16 protein-coding genes and 1 pseudogene are annotated in these 23268 nt (G+C 65.5%); 4 read left to right on the plus strand and 13 right to left on the minus strand.

The genetic code is table 11. The features are described 5' to 3' along the window. Positions 1 to 43 precede the first annotated feature (43 nt). The 7 genes from GW587_RS02750 to GW587_RS02780 form a co-directional block, all read right to left on the minus strand. On the minus strand, positions 44 to 1054 hold the full coding sequence (locus tag GW587_RS02750; RefSeq protein ID WP_166098225.1) for a DUF6708 domain-containing protein: 1011 nt from the start codon (positions 1052 to 1054) through the stop codon (positions 44 to 46). 9 nt (positions 1055 to 1063) lie between these two features. Then, on the minus strand, positions 1064 to 3541 hold the full coding sequence (locus GW587_RS02755; RefSeq protein WP_166098227.1) for a T6SS effector BTH_I2691 family protein: 2478 nt from the start codon (positions 3539 to 3541) through the stop codon (positions 1064 to 1066). Positions 3542 to 3552: 11 nt separating this feature from the next. Beyond that, positions 3553 to 4347, minus strand: a complete 795-nt coding sequence (locus tag GW587_RS02760) for a DUF4123 domain-containing protein (RefSeq protein ID WP_166098230.1) — start codon at positions 4345 to 4347, stop codon at positions 3553 to 3555. Positions 4348 to 4370: 23 nt separating this feature from the next. Then, complete coding sequence (locus tag GW587_RS02765) at positions 4371 to 7172, minus strand: type VI secretion system Vgr family protein (protein ID WP_166098232.1); 2802 nt, start codon at positions 7170 to 7172, stop codon at positions 4371 to 4373. An 86-nt stretch (positions 7173 to 7258) separates the two neighbouring features. Further along, a complete protein-coding gene (locus GW587_RS02770) occupies positions 7259 to 10036 on the minus strand; it encodes an EAL domain-containing protein (protein WP_371875535.1) in 2778 nt (925 codons plus the stop codon). Positions 10037 to 10170: 134 nt separating this feature from the next. Next, entirely contained in the window at positions 10171 to 11601 is a 1431-nt protein-coding gene (locus tag GW587_RS02775) for an RCC1 domain-containing protein (protein WP_166098236.1), read from the minus strand. Positions 11602 to 11822: 221 nt separating this feature from the next. Beyond that, on the minus strand, positions 11823 to 14237 hold the full coding sequence (locus GW587_RS02780) for a YgiQ family radical SAM protein (RefSeq protein ID WP_166098238.1): 2415 nt from the start codon (positions 14235 to 14237) through the stop codon (positions 11823 to 11825). A 159-nt stretch (positions 14238 to 14396) separates the two neighbouring features. On the opposite strand from GW587_RS02780, the gene GW587_RS02785 reads away from it, so the two are divergent. Further along, the gene (locus tag GW587_RS02785; protein ID WP_229259258.1) at positions 14397 to 14906 is read left to right on the plus strand and encodes a DUF1269 domain-containing protein; all 510 of its coding nucleotides are present in this window, start codon (positions 14397 to 14399) and stop codon (positions 14904 to 14906) included. Positions 14907 to 14941: 35 nt separating this feature from the next. Here GW587_RS02785 and GW587_RS02790 read toward each other — a convergent pair whose 3' ends face one another. From GW587_RS02790 to GW587_RS02805, 4 genes are all read right to left on the minus strand, one after another. Then, positions 14942 to 15232, minus strand: coding sequence for a DUF4404 family protein (locus GW587_RS02790; RefSeq protein WP_308495369.1), 291 nt, complete (start codon positions 15230 to 15232; stop codon positions 14942 to 14944). A 15-nt stretch (positions 15233 to 15247) separates the two neighbouring features. Further along, positions 15248 to 15457, minus strand: coding sequence for a VF530 family protein (locus GW587_RS02795; RefSeq protein WP_166098241.1), 210 nt, complete (start codon positions 15455 to 15457; stop codon positions 15248 to 15250). 82 nt (positions 15458 to 15539) lie between these two features. Beyond that, complete coding sequence (locus tag GW587_RS02800) at positions 15540 to 17669, minus strand: M3 family metallopeptidase (RefSeq protein ID WP_166098244.1); 2130 nt, start codon at positions 17667 to 17669, stop codon at positions 15540 to 15542. A gap of 24 nt (positions 17670 to 17693) precedes the next feature. Beyond that, a complete protein-coding gene (locus GW587_RS02805; protein WP_229259259.1) occupies positions 17694 to 19820 on the minus strand; it encodes a M3 family metallopeptidase in 2127 nt (708 codons plus the stop codon). A 423-nt stretch (positions 19821 to 20243) separates the two neighbouring features. Here GW587_RS02805 and GW587_RS02810 point away from each other — a divergent pair, with 423 nt between their 5' ends. Together GW587_RS02810 and GW587_RS02815 are read left to right on the plus strand one after the other, a co-directional pair. Continuing rightward, positions 20244 to 20567, plus strand: a complete 324-nt coding sequence (locus GW587_RS02810) for a hypothetical protein (protein WP_166098246.1) — start codon at positions 20244 to 20246, stop codon at positions 20565 to 20567. Continuing rightward, positions 20557 to 20898, plus strand: a complete 342-nt coding sequence (locus GW587_RS02815; RefSeq protein WP_166098249.1) for a hypothetical protein — start codon at positions 20557 to 20559, stop codon at positions 20896 to 20898. The genes GW587_RS02810 and GW587_RS02815 overlap by 11 nt, the downstream gene beginning before the upstream one ends. A gap of 13 nt (positions 20899 to 20911) precedes the next feature. Here GW587_RS02815 and GW587_RS02820 read toward each other — a convergent pair whose 3' ends face one another. Next, complete coding sequence (locus GW587_RS02820; protein ID WP_166098251.1) at positions 20912 to 21490, minus strand: TMEM175 family protein; 579 nt, start codon at positions 21488 to 21490, stop codon at positions 20912 to 20914. A 351-nt stretch (positions 21491 to 21841) separates the two neighbouring features. Here GW587_RS02820 and GW587_RS02825 point away from each other — a divergent pair. Next, positions 21842 to 21955: pseudogene (locus GW587_RS02825) on the plus strand (M48 family metalloprotease); the annotation flags it as partial. 64 nt (positions 21956 to 22019) lie between these two features. On the opposite strand, the gene GW587_RS02830 reads toward GW587_RS02825, so the two are convergent. Then, the gene (locus GW587_RS02830) at positions 22020 to 23216 is read right to left on the minus strand and encodes a GGDEF domain-containing protein (protein ID WP_229259260.1); all 1197 of its coding nucleotides are present in this window, start codon (positions 23214 to 23216) and stop codon (positions 22020 to 22022) included. Positions 23217 to 23268 lie beyond the last annotated feature (52 nt).

Genomic DNA, 23268 nt, shown 5'->3' on the forward strand with positions numbered 1-23268 from the left:
CTATTAAGGCGAACCTGAATTGCGCGAAGTGGGATCCCAACTTTCATCTGACTGCGCGGGGCGGGGCGCTGAACGCCACGCCGGCGGCCGAGGCGGCTTCGGGAAAGACAGCCACTCTCGCTCCGGTCGTATCACCCTCCATCGCGTATGGATCGCCAGGCGTCATGGCGCTGGCCGCTTCCACCTCGGCCGGCCATTGCGGGATTTTGCTGGTGTTGATGGCGATGCAGCGGAACAGGCTCACCACCAGGCACAATGGGAACAGCAGGTAGTACAGCAGGAAGGGCGCGCTGGCGATGTTGGCGAACACGCGCTCCATGCCCACCTTGAAGGTTTCGCGGCGGACGTCGATCGGCATGCAGAACTGCACCTGGCCGGACACCGACTGCGGGCCGTCCTCCATGTAGCGGCGCACGAACTCCCAGTGCGCGCGGACGAAATCGTGCTCATCACCGGGATTCAGCGAGCCCACATAGCTCAGCGCGAACGATTCGCGCACGGTGGCCTGGTCGGCGTCCAGCACGTGGCCGCGCACTTCCCAGTCGTTCCACTGCGCCATATGGCCCAGCGTGAAATACAGCTGGTCCCACGGCATCGACAACACCGTGCCGTTGGGACGGAACACGTGCACCATGCGCGTCTTGCGGTTGAAGCGCATCGGGTAGTGGGTGTAGGCGAACGACTCCTTGCGCAACAGCCAGATCAAAGCCAGCGCTAGGCAGGCGAACACGCAAGCCATGCCCAGCCCGTTGGCCAGCAGGAAGCCTGAATCTTCGGAACTGTCGCCGGCCGCCTCCAGCAGCCAGCGCAGCGAGATCAGGCCCAGGGTGCTGGCGAAGATCGCCAGCAGGATGATGGCCAGCGCCGAGATCATGCCCTTCCAGGCAAACCATTTGTCCACCGACTCCAGATAGGTGGAGTTCATCTTGATGACGCTGAGCTGGTAGTGTGGCTCGACGCCCAGGCGCTGCTTCTGCTTCAGATGATGCGCCCGCTCCTGCTCATTCAAACGCCGGTTGGCGGGGTATTTGACGATCAAACCTAAAAAATCCATCACTGTCTTTCACTTGAGTGCCTGGGTCAACTGCGCCTGCTCAGTCGCCATATCCGGATAACGCTGCGCGCTGAGTATGCCCCACGGACAGCGCTCCAGCCAATCCTGCACCGGATTGTCTTTCACATATTCGATCAGGATGGCGATGCCGATCAGCAGCAATACCAGTATCCCGATCACCGGAATCGCGGCCGCACCCAGCATCGAGGCGCCCAGTATGGCCATCGACAAGCCCGCGCCGACGATGGCCGAGCCGGCATACAGCCACGCCAGGCCATACTGTTTCTCGTTGGCCGACTCCACCGCCTTGCGGCCGTCCAGCACCACCGCCACCAGTCCGGCCACGATGCCCGCTGTCTTGCCGGCGAACTTCAGGATGGTCGCCGACGACACGGCCAGCCCCTGGCCGAAGCGCATGCCCAGCGCCGCCCGCGACGCCAGCGCATTGCCGATGACTTCGGCGGTGGTGCCGGCGACGGCGGCGGTGCCGGCGTACAGCCGCCCCTTGGCGTCGAAGTTTTCATTGGCCAGGCTTTTTTCCTCGTCGGCGAACAACTTGGTCAGGCTGGCCGCCTGCAGCAGCCCGGCCACGATGCCGAAGCGGACATTGTTGTTGATGACCGAGCGCCAGCGGCTCAGATTCAAGCCCTCGACCGCCTCCACCGTCTTGATGCTGCGCGCCAGCCAGTCGGCGCGCTGCTTCGGCGTCAGGCCGGCCGGCATCCTGGCGATCATCTCCTTATCGGCCAGCATCACCCAGCGCCGCTTGTTGGTGCCCGCCATCGGTGCGCCGTGGATCTGTTGTCGCTTGAGTTCGGCGGCCACCGCAGCCTTCATCTTGTTTTCACTGACGGTCTGCCCACTGGCCCGGAACAGCTCGCGGATCAGGTGGGCGCGGAACACTTTCTTGCTGCCGACGATGTCGCACACCACCACCGGGTGACCGGAGATCAGCCCGGTCGCCATCACGGCGGCGCGGAAGCCGGCGCTGCCGTCCATCACCTTGCCAAACATGCGCGAGATCGGACCGGCGACCTGCACGATCAGCTTGGCCGACGCTTCCTGCGCGCCGCCGCTGAGCCGCTCGACCGCCGTGGTGTAGGTGGCGAACAGGTTGTCCCACGGGATCTGGCGCATGTCGATGCTGACCGTGGTGGCGCCCTTGACCTCGTCGGCGATGGATTTCTGGTTCAGCACCATCGCCTGCAACAGCAGGTTCCTGGTGTCGGCGATGCTGCCGTTAAGCCACTTGTCGTACAGCTCCGAGCAGGCGCCCTTGTCCTGGGTCGCGGTGATGCAATGCGTCAGCACCGTGGTATAGACCGCGCCGGAGTCCGCCTGCTTGCGGTCGTAGTTGCACTCGAAGTAGTTGACCATCGCGGCGCTCTGCATCCATTCGGCGTGGATGTGCGCCAGCGGCGCGATGTATTGCGCGTCGTGCGCCTGCAGTTTCTGGTTGAAGCTGTTCTGCCAGGCCTGACGCTCGGCGACGTTGAACTTCTTCGCGTATTTTTTCCAACCCTCGTTAGCCGCTCGGTTGGCTTCCGGTTCGGTGACATTGCGCATGTTCTCGGTTTGCTTGCGCGTCGATTCGAACAGCATGTGACCGAGCGGATTGTTGGAGATCTGCTGGTTGGCCAGCTGCTCGGCGCCGGAGATCTCGCCCAGCTCCGCCTGTACCCGCACCGCGCGCTCGATACCCTGGATGGCGCCGCTGGCCGCCAGCTTGCGCTTGACGTCCGCCGCGCCGACGAACACGTCGGCATTGTGCTTCATCAGGAACGCCAGCTCCTGGGCGATGCCGGCCGGATCGGGCAGCGTGACGATCAGCCCTTTGCCGGGGCGCATCGCGTCGCATTCGCGCACCAGCCGTTCTTCCTGGCCGTGGCGCGAGTTGAACTGGACCGGGTTCCAGCCGAAGGCCGACTTGCCTTTCTTCGCATCCAGCGCATACTCGGCCACCACGGCGGCGACCTGCGCGATCGGCCGCGCGCCCGGCACCTTGCCGCCGTTTATCGCCGCCTGGACGTCGATCTCCAGCATGTGGCGGGCGCGGTAGGCGGCGTCGCCGTGCGCTTTGCGCACCGCGTCGGTCCACATCACGTCGCTGAAGCCGAGCCAGATCTTGGTGGCGTTCTTCGGATCGGATACGGTGATGCAACTGGCGATGGCACGATGGCCCATGTCCGGACAATTGAAGGGCTTGGCCGGCACCACCGGCTTGACGCCCGGCGTCTGCTGCAGCTTGAAGAAATAGCCGTCGGGCGTGACGAAGTAGCTGTCCCAGCGCTTGCGCGCCTCGTCGTAGACGTTCAGGTAGCCGGTGCGGATCAGGCGCCGCGTGTAGTGCGCGGCGCCGGCCGGCAGCGCGATCGGCAGCTGCGACGCCAGCGGCGCACCGGTGTTGGCCGCCGCGACGCCACGGCGCACCAACAGCAGCGGCAGGCCGCGCTTGTCGCAGTATTCGCATTTGTTGGGAGTGGTCATGGGCTCGGTCTCTATTGCGTATTGAAAGGTGGGCGCAGCGCATTCCACACGCTGTCGTCGACCAGCGCCAGCCGGTCGGCCAGGCTGCTGTCGTCGTCGGGCTGGATGCGCGCCGCGATCGCCGGGTGGTCGTCGAAGGTGGCGCGGGTGGTCAGGCCGCGCGTCGCGAACTCGACGATGTCGTCCTGCCTGGTCAAGCCGTGGCGGGCGCCGGCGCGCTCGATCAGCTGCTCGGCCAGCGCGCCTTGCGTGGTCAGTGCGGCGGCGTCGCGCAGGCCGGCGCCGCTGAGCGCGCGGTTGATGCTGCCGATGCGTTCCACCCGGGTCCAATCCCAGGCCGCCGCCCCGGGCGCCGCCTCATCGTCGGCATACGCGGTCAGCCATTGATCGCCGGCCCAGTAGGTGAAATATTCCGAGCGGCCGAACAGCTTGCGGCGCTGCGCCGCGTTCAGGATGCGCAGCATCTGATGCAGCACGCGGGGATCGTGCACCCGCAGCCAGGCTTGCCGTCCGGGCTGCGGCGTGGCAAGTTGCAGCGTGTTCCAGTAACGGGCGAATTCTTCCGCGCCGAGATCGCTCTGCACCATCAGCGCCACCGGCGGCGGCTCGCCGGCGACCTGCGCCTGGAACAGCGCTTCCAGCAACGCGCCGGCCAGTGCGTCGGGCATGCCGCGCAGCTCAATCAACCTCGGCATCAGATGCTCGCTGGCCGCCAGGCTGGCCGGCACCAGCGCCACGCTGCGGATCCCTGCGGGCAGGTCTTCCAGCGCGGCGGGATCCACCACGGCGTAGGCATGATCGCTCAAGATTTGATGATCGAAGCTGCCGCTCACAACGCCACCATGCTGTCACCGGCGGCGGCCGCACCGGCCGCGCGCATTTCGCACAACTTGACCGTGCCGGCGGCCGGCAGCGTCGGCGCTTCGGCGCTCGCGCTCTGCGGTCCGGTCAGCTCCTTCATCGAGGCCTTGAACGTCATCGTTCCCGGCCCGTGGATCATGATGTTTCCGCCCTCCAGCTTGATGTAGGCGCCCTGCGACGTCAGCATCACGTGCTGCTTGGCGCCGACCGTGACGCTCTTGGTGACGCTGGCCACGGTGATCGCCTTGTCGGCGGTGATGCCGGTGGCGTCCGACTGGCTTTGCAGGCTGACCTTGCCGCTGGCGGCGTGCAGTTTGATGCCGGTTTCCTGGTTCGGCTTGTCGGCGCTGGTCGCCTTGCCGTAGGTGAACAGGCTGATGCCGTCCTTGACCAGGTTGAAGGCGTTGCCCTGCGACGCCAGGTTGATGTCCTGGCCGGCGCCGAAACCGCTGGTGCCACCGGCCGAGAAAATGGCGCTGGCGGGCGTCGCGGCGGCGATGCCGGCCGGGCTGGACAACTGCAGATACGGTTCGCTGTACGCGGTCACGCTGCCCTGGCCGCCGGCGTCGCCGCCCTTGCCGGCGCCCGACGTCGCCACCACCTTGGCGCTGTTCTGCATCTGCGCCAGCGCGTGCAGCTTGGCCGGCTCCGGTTCGTCCTTGAGTTTGGCGTTCTGTTTTTGCGCGGTCTCGGCCAGCGTGGTTTGCAGCGCCAGGCTTTGCTCGATCTGCGCCTGGGCTTCGCGCGAGTCGAGCTGCGCGCCGCTGCCGCCATTGCGCGCGTCGCTCGACAGCAGCATGCCCTGGCCGGCGCGCAGCGCGGCGCTGTGCGCGGTTTTCAGCTCGGCGCCGAAGCCGGCCGTCGACAGCCGCTGGTTGTCGGTCTGGTGGCGCAGGTGGCCGAGGTTCAGCTCGTCGGTGCCTTCGTGCGGCGCCGCGTGCCGTTGCAGCGCCACCCGCGCTTCGCCCGGATGGTCGTCGAACACCAGCTGGCTGTAGGCGCTGGCGCCGCTCTGGCTGGCCTTCATCGCCTGCGACTTGATGCCCGACAGCGCGGCCGGATGCGCGTGCGCGCCGGCGTCGCCGGGGAACCAGGCCGGGGCGTTGCCGGTCGCCGCGCCGGCGCCGGCGCTGACCTGGTTGTTCTGTGCGTCGCGCTGGCCGCCGCCGTTGTAGACGCTGCCGATCACCACCGGCCGGTCGATGTCGCCGTCGATGAAATCGATCAGCACTTCGCTGCCGACCCGCGGCACCGCCACCGCGCCCCAGTTGGCGCCGGCCACCGGCGCCATCGCGGTGGCGATGCGCACCCAGGTGCCGGCCTGGTCGTCGCCGGGCGCGCCGCTGTGGCCGTCCGGCGCCGGATGCGACAGGCGGCTGTGGCTTTGCTCGCCGCGCTGCCAGTGGAACTGCACCTTGATGCGGTGGTCGCGGTCGGTGTGGATCACCGCGCCGGCCGGGCCGACCACGATCGCGGTCTGCTGGCCGCGCACGGTCGGCTTCGGATGCAGCAGCAGGCCGTGGCCGTCGGCGTCGCTGCTGCGGAACGGCACGCTGGCGCGGATGGCGTCGATGCGGTTGCGGTATAGCGGCCGCTCGCCCTTGTCCAGGCCGACCGCGTGCAGGCTGCCGGCCTGCTCCTTGGTGATCGCCTCGGCCAGCGCGCTGACGCCCAGCGCCAGCGTGGCGGCCTGCTTGACGTCGGTGCTGAGGTTGTTGTGCGCCAGGTGCACCACGCGCACGATGGCGAAGCTGCGGTCGCTCGCGTCACCGGCGTCGAGCAGCGCCTGGCCCTCCAGCGTGAAGGTGGTGCCGGGGCTGAGCGTGCGCACGGTACCGGCGCCGGTGAAGATTTCCCGCCCCGCCTCCAGCGCCTCCATCTGCCGCGCGGCGATGCGTTGGCCATGTTCGCGCGAGGCGTAGGCGTAAGCGCCCGGGGCGTCGCGCGTGACCGGCGCAGCCGGGTCGGCATCGGCGGCGGCGGCCGACACCGGCCGGATGCTGTTGCTGCGGTAATCCCAGCTGGCCAGGTCGACGCCGCCGGCGGTCCAGCGCAGCTCGCTGCGCCAGCGGTCGATGACGTCGTCGCTGATCACCGCGCCCGGCTGGCTGAAGCGCACGCTGGCCTGGGCGTTGGGCTGGAAGCTGCCGTTGTGGTCGGCGATCACCATGGTGTGGCCGCCGAGGCCGGGACTGGCGGCGTCGCCGCTGTGCTCGAAGTAATAGAACAGGCCTTCCTCGCGCATCAGCCGTTCGGCGAACGCCAGGTCGGATTCCTGGTATTGGCAGGTCAGCGAGCGTTTCGGATAAATCTCGCGGTCGGCGATGTCGTAGCGCCACTGCGGCGCCAGCTTGCCGGCGTCGCGCCAGCCGTCGAACAGCGCGTCGAGGATGTCGAACACCGTGCGGTCCTGAAACACCCGGCTGTCGCGCCCGGCGCCGAGGAAGGCGTACCACGGCGCGATGGTCAGTTCGTAGCGCGCCAGGCCGCCGTCGGCGCCCAGCATGCGCGCCGCCGTCACGTGGCCGTGGAACGGACGCGACTGGTCGCGACTGGTCGCGGTCATCAATTCCAGCAGCGCCGGCTGGCCCAGCAGCGACTTCAGCGGGATCGCCGCGTCGCTCGACAAGGCCGTCACCGTGATGCGGTACGGCTGGCTCAAACCCTCCTCGCCGCGCAGGCATTCGGCCACCAGACGCTCCGCCCCCAGCGGCGTGGTGAGCCGCAGGATGCGGTTTTGTTGGGTCAAGGTGTCGAGCAGTGCGAGCATGGGATAAATTAGTAATTTACTATGATTTATCCCGCATTACACCTGAGTTCGTTCACCATGGCAAGAGTGATTCGATTGAAATCCGGCTATCCGGAGCGCAACATCAAGTCGAATTCCTCGGCCGGCATCGGCCGGGCGAACAGGTAGCCCTGGCCGTAGTCGCAGCCGGCGGCGGCCAGCAGGTCGCGCTGTTCCGGCGTCTCGACGCCCTCGGCGATCACCTTCAGCCCCAGCTTGTGCGCCATGACGATGATCGCTTCCGACAGCGCCATGTCGCTGGAGTCCGGCGCCAGGTTGCGGGTGAAGGAGCGGTCGATCTTCAGGTAGTCGATGTCGAACTTCTTTAGGTAGGACAGCGACGAGTAGCCGGTGCCGAAGTCGTCCAGCGCCACCTGGATGCCGGCGTCGCGCAGCTGCAGCAGCTTGTCGCTGACGGTGCTGTTGGCGTCGAGCAGCAAACCCTCGGTGATCTCCACCACCAGCGACTGGCCGGGCAGTTGCAGCGATTCCAGGTGGCGCAGCCAGCGCTGGTAGGAGTCGCCCTCGCGCTGAAATTCCAGCGGCGACTGGTTGATGCTGACCTGGAATTCCGCGTGGTGCTCGGAGCGCCAGCGCCGCACCCAGCGCGCCGCCTCGTGGAACACCCAGTCGCCGATTTCCAGGATCAGGCCGCTCGCCTCGGCCAGCGGGATGAATTCCAGCGGGCTGACCACGCCGCGCTGCGGATGGTTCCAGCGGATCAGCGCCTCGGCCTTGGTGATCGCGCCGCTGGCCAGGTCGACGATGGGCTGGAAGTACAGCTCGAACTGCCGGCCCTTGAGCGCGCCGCGCAGGTCGTTGGTCAGGCGCATCCGGCTCAGCGCCGCCACCTGCAGCGTCGGCGTGAAGTGGCTGTAGCGGTTGCGGCCGGCGCCCTTGGCGGCGTACATCGCCTGGTCGGCGTGCTTGAGCAGGTCGTCGATGTCGAGCGCGTCGTCCGGGAACAGCGTGATGCCGATGCTGGCCGAGACGAAGGCTTGCTCCTGGCCCAGCGCGAACGGCGCGCGCAGGCTCTCGATGATTTGCTGCGCGATCCGCTCGACGCCCTCGACCTGCTCGGCCGGATCGAGCTCGGCCAGGATGACGGTGAACTCGTCGCCGCCCAGCCGCGCCACCGTGTCCGACTTGCGCACGCAGGCGCCGATGCGGCGCGCCGCCTCCACCAGCAGCACGTCGCCCTGGGCGTGGCCGAGCGTATCGTTGACCTCCTTGAAGTGGTCGAGGTCGATGAACAGGATGGCGATGCGCGTGCGGTCGCGCCGGCTCTTGAGCATGTCGTGCGCCAGCCGGTCGTGGAACATGCGGCGGTTGGGCAGTTGGGTCAGTGTATCGAAGTTGGCCTGTTGCCAGATCAGCGCCTCGCTCTGCTTCTGCGCGGTGACGTCCTCGATCATGCACAGGTGGAGCGGCGCGCCGCCGGCCGGGACGTCGAGCGCGGTCACCGAGACGTCGATCCAGGCCAGCGTGCCGTCCGGCCGGAACAGCCGGCTGTTGGCCTTGAAACTGCTGATCTGTCCGCTCGCCAGCAGGGCCATCTGCGCCTTCACCTGCACCACGTCGTCCGGATGGCCGACGTCGAGCCACTTCACCAGGCGCAGCTCGTGCTGCGAGCGGCCGAGGATTTCCTGGTAGCGCAGGTTGATGTCGCGATATTCGTAGCTGACCGAATCGATCAGCGCGATCCCCAGCGGCGACGCCTCGAACATGGTGCGGAAGCGCTGCTCGCCCTGGCGGATCGCCTCCAGCGCGCGCTTGCGTTCGCGCGCCAGCTGGCTGAAATGGACCGCCGCGCCCAGCACCAGCACCAGCGCGATGCCGCCCAGCACCCGGTACAGCCAGGCCAGGTTGGTGCGCTCGCCATCGACGTTGTACATGAAGCCGTCGAACGACGCGTCCTTCGGCAGCATGCCCAGCGCCGCATAGACGTCGGCGATGTGGCGCCAGCGCTCCGGGTTCATGTAGCCGATCTCGATCAGCACCGGCTGCACCAGCGGCACCATCTGCCGCGCCTCGTACAGCAGGTGCTGGCGGTCGGCGCGGCGCGAGTATTTATTCAGGATCAGGTCGGCGGCCTCCTCCTGGTGGCTCATCGCCCATTGCCAGCCGCGCATGCTGGCGGCGCGGAAGGCGCGCACCCGCTCCGGGTGGTTGGCGAGCTCGCGCTCGCTGGTGAACAGGTTGTCGCCGTAGAAATCGATGCCGACCGCGCGCGGGCTGTAGATATCATAGGGGAAGCCGACCCGGTCGAAGGTGTCCGGCTCGTTGGTGGTGTAGATCGCCATCGCGTCGACCTTGCCGTTGACCAGGTCGTCCGGGTTGAAGCTGTGCGCCACGCGCTCGAAGCCGCTGGCGGGAATGCCTTCCTTGATCAGGTAGGCCAGCAGTTCGTCGGCGTTGCCCAGCTCGTTGGCCAGCGTGCCGATCATGGCGCGCTTGCCGAGGATGCGGCGGATGTCCGGTTCGGCGCTGGTCTGGCGCATCGCCAGCGCGTACGGCGAATGCTGGAACACCACGCCCAGCACCACCACCGGCTTGCCGGCCAGCCGCGACAACAGCAGGCTGCTGCTGCCGACGCCGTACTCGGCCTTGCCGGACACCACGTCGCGCTCCGGTTCGTTGCCGTCCGCGCCTTCGAGGATGCGGACCTCCAGCCCGGCCTCGCGGTAATAGCCCTGCTCCAGCGCGGCGTAGTAGCCGGCGAACTGGAACTGGTGTACGTGCTTGAGTTGCAGCGTGACTTTTTCCTGCGCCTGGACGGCGGCGGCGCCCAGCAGCAGGGCGGCGGCCGCGAGCAGTTTGACGATGGCGAAGGGCTTGAATGGCACTCGGGATCCTGTGGCGTTGCAGTCCGCTAAGTGTAGCCGCTTCGCGCGCCGGCGCGGGGCGGACGCACCAAAAAGCAACGGACGGCCGGGCTTGCGCCCGCCGTCCGTCGTGTGCCGCCCGGGGGGCCGGGCGCTTACTCGTAAGGCACGTTCACCGGCACGAACGACGGCGCGGTGGTGCCGGTGCCCAGCTGGCCGGAATCGTTGAGACCCCAGGTCCACAGGGTCTGGTCGGCCTTCAGCGCCACGCTGTGCGCGCTGCCGGCGGCGACCGCCTTCCAGGTCTGCAGGTTGCCGACCTGGGTCGGCGAGCGCGAGTCCGTGCCGCCGGTACCCAGCTGGCCCTTCTCGTTCAAGCCCCAGGCCCACAAGGTGCCGTCGCTATGCACGCCGATCGAGTGCGCGGCGCCGCCGGCCACCATGCCCCAGTTGGTGTCGGTGCCGATCTGCACCGGCGAGATCTGCTGGGTCGAACCATTGTTGCCCAGTTGACCGTCGGTGTTCAGGCCCCATGCGTACAGCGTGCCGCCGGAGCGGATCGCCAGCGAGTGGTTGGCGCCGGCCGCCACCGAGGTGAAGTTCAGCGTGCCGATCCGGACCGGCGCGGTGACGTCGGCGCCCTGGGCGGCGTTGCCGACCTGGCCGTAGGTGTTGGCGCCCCAGGCCCACAGCGAGCCATCCTTCTGGATGCCCAGCGAGTGGCTTTCGCCGGCCGCGACCGCCAGCCAGGCGGCCGTGCCGATCTGGAACGGCGCCTGCTTATCGGCGGTGGTGCCGGTGCCCAGCTGGCCGTTGGCGTTGCGGCCCCAGGTGTACAGCAGACCGGCCGTGCCTTTGACCGCGACCACGTGGGCCCGGCCCGCCGCGACCGAGACCCAGTCCTTGCCGGTGCCGATCTGGGTCGGCACCAGTTTCTCCAGCAGCGTGCCGTCGCCCAGCTGGCCGTTCTGGTTCCAGCCCCAGCTCCACAAGGTGCCGTCGGTGCGGATCGCCACCACGAACTGGTCGCCCACGGCCACCTGTTTCCACAGCGTGCTGTTGCCGGACACCGCCACCGGCGCCTTGCGGTCGGTGCTGGTGCCGTCGCCCAGTTGGCCATGGATGTTCGAGCCCCAGCTGTGCAGCTTGTTGTCGGCCTTCATGGCGACGGTCTGCAGGCCGCCGGCGGCGATCTGGGTCCACGGCGCGTTGACGGTGATGTTGATGGTGCCGACCACGGCGCCGACGGTGGCGTTGATGGTCTCGGTGCCCACCGCCTTGGCGGTGACCAGGCCGACGTTGGTGACCGCCGCCACGCCGGAACCGCCGGACTTGGTGGTCCAGGCCAGCGTGCTCTCGACGGCGGTGGTCAGCGTCTTGGTGCTGCCGTCGGAATAGGTGCCGGTGGCGGTCAGCTGCTGGGTGGCGTTGACCGCGATCGTGGTCGGGCCCGCCGCCGTGACGGCGATGCTTTTCAGCGTGACCACGGCCGGCGTCGACGAGCCGCCGCCACCGCCGCCGCCGCACGCGGCCAGCACGGCGAACAGGGGCGCCAGCATCAGGGTCGAGAGTTTAAATTTTTTCATGATCTTCCAGTTCACAGAATAAGGTCTGCGGTGTGGGCCATCCGGACCGGTGGCCAGCTTGCGACCAGTGTAGCCGCAAGCGCCTTGCCCACATCGCCAGAGCAGGCTTGAATTATCCACGCAATTACGCCGATGGCATACTTTAACAACATTTCTTTCGGGAATGAACAAAAAAAAGACACCCGCAGGTGTCTTCGTTGGCGGCCGGGTCAGCGGCCGTGTCAGCGGCGTCCGCGCGGGGCCGGTTTGCCGCCCTTGGCCGGCGGCGCGGCGGCGGCCGGCTTCTTGACCTTGATGGTGTCGAGGATGGAGGCGCGCACCTTGGTTTCCAGCGACTGCCGCGCCGTCAGCGACCCGGTCAGCGCATTCGCGCGCTGGCCCTGGCCCTGCGGCTGGGCGCCGGCCACGATGCCGGAGCGGGCGCCGGGCTTGACCCCGCGCGCCGCCGGCGGCAGCGGCAGCGCCGAGGCCGGGCCGCGACGGCCGTCGGTGCTCGGCTTGCTGTCGGCCTCGCCGGCCGACCACGACGGAATCAGGTGCTTGTCGCCGTTGCCGATCAGGTCGCCACGGCCCATGGCCACCAGCGCCTCGCGCAGGATCGGCCAGTTTTCCGGATCCTGGTAGCGCAGGAAGGCCTTGTGGGTGCGGCGGATCTTGCCGCTGCGCGCGGTCTCGACGATTTCCGAATCCTCGGTCACCTTGCGCAGCGGGTTGCGGCGCGTGTGGTACATGGTGGTGGCCATCGCCATCGGCGTCGGCATGAAGGTCTGCACCTGGTCCAGCTTGAAGTTGTTCTTCTTCAGCCACAGCGCCAGGTTCAGCATGTCGAGGTCGGTGGTGCCCGGGTGCGCGGCGATGAAGTACGGGATCAGGTACTGCTTCTTGCCGGCCTCCAGCGAGAAGCGGTCGAACATTTCCTTGAACTCGTCGTAGGCGCCGATGCCCGGCTTCATCATCTTCGACAGCGTGTTTTCTTCGGTGTGCTCGGGCGCGATCTTCAGCAGGCCGCCGACGTGGTGGGTCACCAGTTCCTTGACGTATTCCGGCGAACGCACCGCGATGTCGTAGCGCAGGCCCGACGAGATCAGGATCTTCTTCACGCCGGGAATCGCGCGCGCCTTGCGGTACAGCGAGATCAGCTTGCTATGGTCGGTGCCGAGGTTGACGCAGATCGACGGGTAGACGCACGACAGGCGGCGGCACGATTCCTCGATTTTCGGATCCTTGCAGGCCAGCCGGTACATATTCGCGGTCGGACCGCCCAGGTCGGAAATGGTGCCGGTGAAGCCCTTGGTCTTGTCGCGGATGTGCTCGATCTCGCGCAGGATCGACGGCTCCGAGCGGCTCTGGATGATGCGGCCCTCGTGCTCGGTGATCGAGCAGAAGGTGCAGCCGCCGAAGCAGCCGCGCATGATGTTGACCGAGAAACGGATCATTTCCCACGCCGGGATGCGCGCCTTGCCGTACGACGGATGCGGCGCGCGCGCGTAGTTCATGTCGTAGACGCCGTCCATCTCGTCCATGCGCAGCGGCAGCGGCGGCGGATTCAGCCAGACGTCGCGCTCGCCGTGCGCCTGCACCATGGCGCGCGCGTTGCCGGGGTTCGATTCGAGGTGGAACACGCGCGAGGCGTGCGCGTACATCACCGGATCGGCGCTGACGGTTTCGTACGACGGCAGCCGCACCACGGTCTTGTTGTGCTTTTCCTTGGCCATGGCCTGGCGTTCTTCGCGGCTCATGATGCGGATCACTTTGACGTTCTCGACCGGCGCCGCAGGTTGAACCGGCTTCGGCTCGACCATCGCCTCGTTGACTTCGCCGTCGGGCTTGGCGCCGCCGTTCTCGGTGGCGCACGACGAGGTGTTCTGCTGCACCATCATATACGGATCGATATGCGTATCGATCTTGCCCGGCGTGTCCATGCGGGTGCTGTTGTGCACGCCCCAGTCGCTGTCGGGCAGCCAGCCGTGCGGCACCAGGAAGGCGGTGCCGCGCAGGTCGCGGATGGTCTTGATGTCCTCGCCGGCGTCCATGCGGTGGGTCAGGTCGACCAGCGCGCGCTCGGCGTTGCCGAAGATCAGCAGGTCGGCCTTGGAATCGGTCAGCACCGAACGGCGCACCTTGTCCGACCAGTAGTCGTAGTGGGCGATGCGGCGCAGCGAGGCTTCGATCGAGCCGATCACCACCGCCGTGCCCGGATAGGCTTCGCGCACGCGCTGGGCGTAGACGGTGACGGCGCGGTCGGGCCGCTTGTTCGGCTCGGCGTTGGCGGTGTAGGCGTCGTCGGAGCGGATCTTGCGGTCGGCGGTGTAGCGGTTGACCATCGAATCCATATTGCCGGCCGTGATGCCGTAGTACAGGCGCGGCTTGCCCAGCGCGCGGAAGGCCTCGGCCGAGGTCCAGTCCGGCTGCGAGATGATGCCGACGCGGAAGCCTTGCGCCTCCAGCAGGCGGCCGACCAGCGCCATGCCGAAACTCGGATGGTCGATGTAGGCGTCGCCGGTGACCAGGATCACGTCGCACTCTTTCCAGCCGAGCGCGTCCATCTCGGCGCGGGACATCGGCAGGAAAGGCGCAACGGCAGCGCGGGCAGACCGCTTCGGGACGGTCGCAAATAAATGGGTAGGGGAGCTCATATCGGACAGCATTGTACCGGAAATGCCCGCGCCCTGCTCGCGCCGAAATTAAAAAATCTTTTACTATCAAACACTTGTGTGGAAATGATGACAGTCTCACATTGCTTTGCGCCGCATGCTTGCTATAACGGTTAGATCACCATCATGAAGGAGACCATCATGCGACGCCGACTCTATTTCATGCTGCCGGACCTGGACAGCGCGCGGGCGATGCGGGACGAGCTGCTGCTGGCGCGGATCGAAATCGGCCACATGCGCTTCATGGGACGCGAACCGCTGCCGCCGGACATGCCGGACTGCAGCTTCGTGCAGCGGACCGACCTGGTCCACGGCGCCCAGCTGGGGGTGGTGATCGGCGCCATGGTCGGGTTGTGCGCCGGCGTGTTCCTGACCTTGTTCCCGGTCGAGGGCATGACCATGCGCACCGCCGCCATCCTGCTGGTGACCCTGGGCGGCGCGCTGTTCGGCGGCTGGGCCTCGGGGATGAACGCGGCGGCCGTGCCGAACACCCGGCTCAAGCAGTTCACGCAGCCGATCGACGAGGGCAAGGTGCTGCTGATCGTCGACGTGCCGGTGGGAAGGGTGGAAGAAATCGAAGGGATGATCGCCAAGCGCCATCCTGAAATCAGCTTTGGCGGTATGGAACCGCCGATGCTGGCGTTTCCGTAACGCCGGCTGCCCGGGGCCTTTGCTGCCCCGGGTTCTCAGATGCCCATGCTGTTGAGGATGTTGCCCAGTTCGCGCAGCGCCGGCTCCAGTTGCGGATGCTTGACGGCGAACTTGGCCGAGATTTCCTGCGTGCGCTCGGCCAGGCCGTAGGTGGTGGTGCCGCCGGCGGCGGCCAGTTCGGCCTCTTCGGCGCGGCGCTCCAGCAGCTGCTTGATGTCGCCGTCGAGCTGTTGCAGCAGATCCTGCAGTTCCTCGTCGATCGGTCCGGTCGTTGCCAGCGAGCTGTGCAGCGATTTCAACGAAGCCTTCAAATTGGTGTCCATCATCGTCCCCTGTCTGGTTCAATCGCTAAAGTTGGTGGCCACGTAAAGTTCTTCGACCCTGGTCCTGGCCCACGGCGTCTTGCGCAGGAATTTCAGGCTGGACTTGATGCTCGGATCGCTGATGAAGCAGTTGATGTCGATCCGTTGCGCCAGTTGTTCCCAGCCGTAGTGCGCATGCAGACGGGTCACGATGGCTTCCAGCGTCACGCCGTGCAGTTCGTTGTTCATTATCTTACTCAATAAAAGAGGGCTGGACACGATTCTACACAAATCGCGTCCAGCCCCGGGTTCGTTGCATAACGGAAGGCGTTTACTTCTCGGTCAGGCCACGGCGTTCCAGCAGCGGTTCGATCTTGGCGTCACGGCCGCGGAAGGCGCGGAACATCTGCATCGCATCCATGGTGCCGCCTTTCGACAGCAGCATCTTGCGGAAATAGTCGCCGTTCTTGCGCAGCATGCCGCCGTTTTCGTTGAACCATTCGACGGTGTCGGCGTCCAGCTTCTCCGACCACAGGTAGCCGTAGTAGCCGGCCGAATAGCCGCCGGAGAACACGTGCGAGAAGTACGTGGTGCGGTAGCGCGGCGGCACCGGCGCGTAGTCGACGCCGGCCGCCTTCAGCGACGCGGCTTCAAACGACAGCACGTCGCTCGGGATCTGCGACGCGCCCAGCTGGTGCCATTTCTGGTCCAGGATGGAGGCGGCCAGGTACTCGGTGGTGCGGAAGCCTTCGTTGAATTTCTTCGACGCGATCACCTTGTCCAGCAATTCCTGCGGCATCGCGGCGCCGGTCTGGTAATGCTTGGCGTAGTTGGCCAGCACCGCCGGTTGCACCGACCACATCTCGTTGACCTGCGACGGGAACTCGACGAAGTCGCGCGGCACGCGGGTGCCGGAGAAGCGCGGATACTTCACGTTGGAGAACATGCCGTGCAGCGCGTGGCCGAACTCGTGGAACATGGTGCGGGTTTCGTCGTAGGTCAGCAGCGTCGGCTCGCCGTCGTTCGGCTTCGGAATGTTGAGGTGGTTGGCGACCACCGGATGCGTACCCATCAGCGACGACTGCGACACGTAGGCGTTCATCCAGGCGCCGCCGCGCTTGTTGCTGCGGGCGTAGAAGTCGGCGATGAAGATCGCCAGCTGCTTGCCGTTTTCATCGAACACATCGAACACGCGCACGTCCGGATTGTACACCGGCAGATCCTTGCGCTCCTTGAACGACAGGCCGTAGACCTTGTTGGCGGCGAAGAACACGCCGTTGGTCAGCACGCTGTTCAGCTCGAAGTAGGGCTTGAGCTGGTTCTGGTCGAAGGCGAAGCGCTCGGCGCGCACCTTGTCGCTGTAGAACGACCAGTCCTGCGCGGCCAGCTGGAAGCCGCCTTTTTCCTTGTCGATCACCTGCTGGATCTCGGCGCCTTCTTTTTTGGCGTTGGCGACCGCCGGGCGGGCGAACTCGGACAGCATCTTGTTGACCGCTTCCGGATCGTGCGCGGTCTGGTCTTCCAGCGCGTAGGCGGCGTAGCTCGGGTAGCCCAGCAAGGCGGCCTTGTCGGCGCGCAGCTTGGCCAGTTGCAGCACCACTTGCGTGTTGTCGTACTTGCCGCCGTGGCTGCCGCGCGCGGTCGACGCCGCGATCAGGCGCTCGCGCACGGCGCGGTTGGTCAGCACCGCCAGGTTGGCCTGGCCGGTGGTGTTGACCACCGGGATGGCGAACTTGCCTTCCAGCCCGCGCGTCTTGGCGACGGCTGCGGCGGCGTCGATCGCCTTGTCGCTCATGCCGGCCAGTTCCTCGCGGCTGTCGACGATCAGCGCCGAAGCGTTGGCCTCTTCCAGCACGTTCTGCGCGAAGGTGGTCTGCAGCTTGGCCATCTCGGCGTTCATCGCCTTCAGTTTTTCCTTGTCGGCGTCGGACAGCTTGGCGCCCGCGCGGACGAAGTCGGTGTTATAGCGTTCCAGCAGGTACTTGGACTCGGCGTCCAGGTGCAGCTTGTCGCGCTTGTCGTACAGCGATTTGACGCGGGCGTACAGCTTGCCGTTCAGGCGGATCGCATCGCTGTGCGCGGCCAGCTTCGGCGACAGTTCGCGCTCCAGCGCCTTGAAGCTGTCGTTGGTGTTGGCGCCCGACAGGTTGCCGAACACGCTGGAGACGCGCGACAGCAGCTGGCCGGATTTTTCCATCGCGACGATGGTGTTGTCGAACGTGGCCGGCTTCTTGTTGTTGGCGATCGCTTCGATCTCGACCGCCTGCTGGCGCATGCCTTCGGCGAAGGCCGGCGCGTAGTCTTCGTTCTTGATCTGGTCGAAGGCCGGGTAGTTGAACGGCAGCTTGCTGGCCTTGGCGAATGGATTGCTGGCCGGCAGCATCGATGCCGGCTCGGCAGCGTGCGCGACGCCGCAGATGGCGGCGACGCCGGCGGCGATGAGGAGGTGGGTACGGTTCATGATTATCCTTGTATATTATTTATATTATTTACCGGTCAGGCCGCGGCGTTCCAGCAGCGGCTCGATGACCGGATCGCGGCCACGGAAGTTGCGGAACAGGTTCATCGCATCGTCGGTGCCGCCGCGCGACAGCAGCTTGGCGCGGAACCAGTCGCCGTTCTTGCGTTGCAGGCCGCCGTTTTCCTTGAACCATTCGACGGTGTCGGCGTCCAGCTTTTCCGACCACAGGTAGGCGTAGTAGCCGGCCGAATAGCCGCCGGAGAAGCTGTGCGAGAAGTAGGTGGTGCGGTAGCGCGGCGGCACCGGCGCGAAATCGACGCCCATGTCCTTCAGCGACGCCGCTTCAAACGCCAGCACGTCGGTCGGGATCTGCGCCGGGGTCAGCTGGTGCCAGCGCTGGTCCAGCAGCGACGCGGCCAGGTATTCGGTGGTCAGGAAGCCCTGGTTGAATTTCTTCGACGCGATCACCTTGTCCAGCAATTCCTTCGGCATCGGCGCGCCGGTCTTGTAATGCCTGGCGTAGTTGGCCAGCACTTCCGGCCACACCGCCCACATCTCGTTGACCTGCGACGGATACTCGACGAAGTCGCGCGGCACGTTGGTGCCGGAGAAGCGCGGATACTTCACGTTGGAGAACATGCCGTGCAGCGCGTGGCCGAACTCGTGGAAGGCGGTCTTGACTTCGTCGTAGGTCAGCAGCGTCGGCTCGCCGGCCGGCGGCTTGGGAATATTCAGATGGTTCGCCACCACCGAATGCGTGCCCAGCAGCGAGGCTTGCGAGATGTACTCGTTCATCCAGGCGCCGCCCTGCTTGTTGGAGCGGGCGTACATGTCGGCCAGGAAGATCGCCAGCTGCTTGCCGTCGGCGTCGAACACATCGAACACGCGCACGTCCGGGTTGTACACCGGCAGATCCTTGCGCTCCTTGAACGACAGGCCGTACAGCTTGTTGGCGGCGTAGAACACGCCGTTGGTCAGCACGCTGTCCAGCTCGAAGTAAGGCTTGAGCTGGTTCTCGTCGAAGGCGAAGCGCTGCGCGCGCACCTTGTCGGTGTAGAAGGCCCAGTCGGAAGCGTCGACCTGGAAGCCGCCCTTGCCGGCATCGACCACGGCTTGCAGGTCGGCCGCTTCCTTCTTCGCGTTGTTGACGGCCGGCTTGGCCAGCTCGCCCAGCAGCTTGTTGACGGCGGCGGTGTCGTGCGCGGTCTGGTCTTCCAGCGAATAGGCCGCGAAGTTGGCGTAGCCCAGCAGGGCGGCCTTCTCGGCGCGCGCCTTGGCGATCTTCAGCACCAGCTCGCGGCTGTCGAATTCGCCGCCGTGGCTGCCGCGCGCCAGCGAGATCGCCATCAGTTTTTCGCGCACGGCGCGGTTGGTCAGCTCGGCCAGCGGCGGCTGGCCGCTGGTGTTGACCACCGCCACCGAGAACTTGCCGTCCAGGCCCTTGGCCTTGGCGGCGGCTGCTGCGGCGTCGATCGCCGCTTCGCTCATGCCGGCCAGTTCGGCGCGGCTGTCGACGATCAGCGCCGAGGCGTTGGTTTCCTTCAGCACGTTCTGGGTGAAGCTGGTTTGCAGCGTGGCGATGGCGCCGTTCAGCGCCTTCAGTTTTTCCTTGTCTGCGGCCGACAGCTTGGCGCCGGCGCGCACGAAGTCGGTGTGATAGCGTTCCAGCAGGTGTTTGGATTCGGCGTCGAGCTTGAGCTTGTCGCGCTGGTCGTACAGCGACTTGACGCGGGCGAACAGCTTGGGATTCAGGTAGATGGCGTCGCCGTGGGCGGCCAGCTTGGGCGACATCTCGCTGTCGATGGCGTCCAGCTTGTCGTTGGTGTTGGCGCCTTGCAGGTTGGCGAAGGTGGTCTGCACGCGGGTCAGCAGCGCGCCGGACTTCTCCATCGCCACGATGGTGTTGTCGAAGCTTGGCGCCGCCTTGCTGTTGGCGATGGCCTCGATTTCCTTGAGCTGGATACGCATGCCTTCGACGAAGGCCGGCGCGAAGTGTTCATCCTTGATCTTGTCGAACGCCGGGTAATTGAACGGCAGCGTGCTGGCGGTGGCGAGCGGATTGCCGGCCAGCGCGGCCGGAGCGGCCAGCACGGTCTGGGAGAAAGCCAGGCCGAGGGCGGCCGCGACAACGAGCATTTGAGGACGGGACATGGATCATCTTTCAAAAAACGCCAGGGAATTGCTGACACGACAAAGCGCAGCAGGGAAGCGCAAGATCATAGCAGCGTGTCGCGGCGGTCGTCACGGCCGAAAAATGCTGCACTGCACTTGCACGGAATCCAAGGAGTTTTTCCGAAGAAAGCTTGGTTTTCTTATCAGCTTTGCAGCGACACTGAGGCTGTCGCGCAACAACTAACCATAGAAATGAACACCCAACAACTCAAGCCTTTTTGCCTGCAATGTTCTGGCGCGGTGGAATCGCTGAGGCCAAGCAACAGGCTTTGGAATTGCCCGGAGGCTGAGCTCCGACATGCGTCATATCAATATCACGCGGGCATGGCGTGGACACGCCGGACTACGCGGCGTAAACTTATCTCCTTAAATTTCGCGGTCTTTCGTCAGGAGGGCATTTTGATGAACACTTCGTCCACCTCACTGTTGGATGCGTCCGACATAGAATCACGCCAACAGATTATCGCTGTTCTGGAGGACACGCCACTCGTGGCGCTGACCATCAAGCAAATCGCCCAGGCGCTGGGTTTGGAGGAACGCTCACTGGTTCGCGCAATCAAGCCGGATCTGGAGCTACGTAGCTTACTCAAAATTTATCCAGGAAGAAGTCCCGATGGCGAATTGCTGCTAACAACAAAGAAAAAATTTTATCAAACCGCCACGCTGACGACTCAATTGGTTGATATGTTTGCTAGCCATCGGATTTCGTTAGACGATGTGGTCTAATCTTTCTGCCGTTCCACTTCTTCTATCCTCGACTACGCTGCTGTACATTGCGGGCTTTGGCGGCATGGTCCTGTTCGGGCTTAAGATGGTGGAGCATTTCAATCGCAAACGAGAAGAAAAACTTTCGCGCAGACGCTATATTATTTATATGATTTTCTTGCTCCTGACACTTCCGCTCCTCGGGAGTGCCGTGGTAGCGATCTACATCATCAATGGCGACAAGATCAGTCCTGTCCTGGCATTTCAAATTGGACTCACATCACCAGCCATCGTTCAAAGCCTGATCATCGCTGCAGCCGATAAACGCTACGTCCATAGATCGTCAGGCTAGTCAACGATCCAATTTAGTTGCTGAACATATTGGCTTCGATGCGGCGGTCGGGCAGGAACCACAGAACCGCGACCAGCACGTACAGCGCGAACGAGATGCCGACGTGCACGAAGGCGGCGGGCACCGCCAGCAGGTACAGCAGCGCCGACAGCATGCCTTTGCGCTCCTTGCCGACCGCCAGCGCCAGCACCGCGTCGCGCGGGTTGCGGGCGATCAGGGCTTTTTCCAGCAGCGTGTACGCCAGCGCCGACATGAACAGCATCACCCCGTACAGCGCCACCGGCAGCGGCTCGAAATGGTTCTCGCCCATCCAGCCGGTGGTGAACGGGATCAGCGACAGCCAGAACATCAAATTCAAGTTGGCCCATAGCACGCGGCCGTCCACCACCGACGAGGCGTGCAGCATGTGGTGATGGTTGTTCCAGAAAATCCCGACGTAGATAAAGCTCAGCACGTAGCTGAAGAACACCGGCACCAGCGGCATCAGCGCCGCCAGATCCGCGCCGTGCGGCACCTTCAGTTCCAGCACCATGATGGTGATGATGATCGCGATGACGCCATCGCTGAATGCTTCCAACCTGCCTTTGCCCACTTCTGCTCCCGTTACGTAAAATTTCGCGCGCTCGGCGCGATGTACACCCCGCTGCGCTTGGCGTCCTTCTGCGTTGCAATGACAACGCATTGTGGACCGTTTCGTACGTGGCTGCAATCTGCGACCTGCCGACCGACGCCCGGTTGATTCCGCTTAAAGTTGCCGCGAGGAATATCGCTATGATTTCTTGACGGAATTGTGTTGCGTTTTCCGCCCGAAAGTCAACTTTTGAGGAGTGTATTCATGGGATCCCTTCGTACGTTCTGCTCGGAAAATTCAATCAAGTCCTTGCTGGCGCTGTCGGCGCGTTCGCCAACTCGGACGGTCTGGCGATCAAAGCGGCCTCCTTGCGTGTTCTCCGGCCTGATGGACATCATGACCGACGACGAGCTGCGCGCCGTGGTCGGCCATGAAATCGGCCACGTGCAACTGGGCCACTCGAAAAAGTCGATGCAGACTGCCTACACCTAGGCGCGGGGCACAGCATGTTCAGCTCGCACCCGTCGTCGCCGGACCGCGCGCAGCGGATTCAGTCGCGCATCGACAAGGACGGCTGAATGTCCGGTTCATCCAGCTCGTCCGGGTTCAGCGTCAGGTTGCGGCCCAGGGCCTTGGCGCTGTACAACGCCGAATCGGCGCGCCGCAACAGCGCTTCGATGGTTTCATCGTCGGACAAGCGCATCGCCACGCCGGCGCTGTAGGGCAACGCATAGCCCAGCAGGCGCGGCGCCGCCTCGTGCAACCACGCCCGCAGCCGCAGGTCGAAAGCGCGCACGGCGGCGGCGTCGGCTTGGTTCATCAGCACGCAAAATTCCTCGCCGCCGTAACGGCAATACACGTCGCCGGTGCGCGCCACCGCGCGCAGCGCCTCGGCGAACAGCTGCAGGGCGCCGTCGCCGCCGGCGTGGCCGTAGTGATCGTTGATCTGCTTGAAGTGATCGAGGTCGACCATCAGCACGCCCACCGGCTGCCGGTAGCGTTCGCCCATGGTCAGGTCGATCGCGGCCTGCGTCAGCCAGGCGCGGCGGTTGAGCACGCCGGTCAGGCCGTCGGTGGTGGCCAGGCGTTCCAGTTCGCGCGCGGCCTCGTCGCGGTGCGCCAGCAGCAACGCGGCCAGCGACAGCACCACGGTGATGTTGGCCACCAGCCCGAAGAACAGATTGACCATGTGCGGCGCGAAGAAGTTGGGGAAGTCGGCGGTATAGAACGCGCCCAGCACGCCGCGCCAGCCGGTGACGGTCATCTGCGCCAACAGCGAGATCACCAGCAGCCAGCGCCAGCGCCCGACCGGCACCAGCGGCTTGCGGCACAGCGAGGCCACCACGATCGCCATTTGCAGGGTGAACAGGCCGTTGGCCCAGCCGACGCGGAACGGATAGCTGTCGAAGCCGATGCCGTAGCCGGCGGTCAGCAGCACCGCGATCACCGCCGGGGCGCGCGCGAAGGCGACGCGGCCGCACCACAGGTCGAAGGCGATCGCGTTGTAGGCCATGCCGGCGGCGATGCCGGCCATCGACAGCGTCGACACCACGCGGTCCTGCCAGGAGGACGGCTCGGCCAGGCTGGACAGCAGCAACAGCACCCAACCCGCCGCCTGCAGCGCGACGCCGGCCTGGGCGAACCGCGCCGGCCGGTTGACCCGTCCCATGAAGGCGGGCAGGGCCACCGCTATCGTCAACAGATTGAGCGTCATGACGAACAGCAGGGAGGCGACTTCAATGTGCATGGATGGGGCAGAGGGCTGAAAGTGAGGCGGGCTGCGGCTTGCAGGCAGGCCA

Source organism: Duganella aceris, from assembly GCF_011090165.1.
GTDB lineage: Bacteria > Pseudomonadota > Gammaproteobacteria > Burkholderiales > Burkholderiaceae_D > Rugamonas > Rugamonas aceris.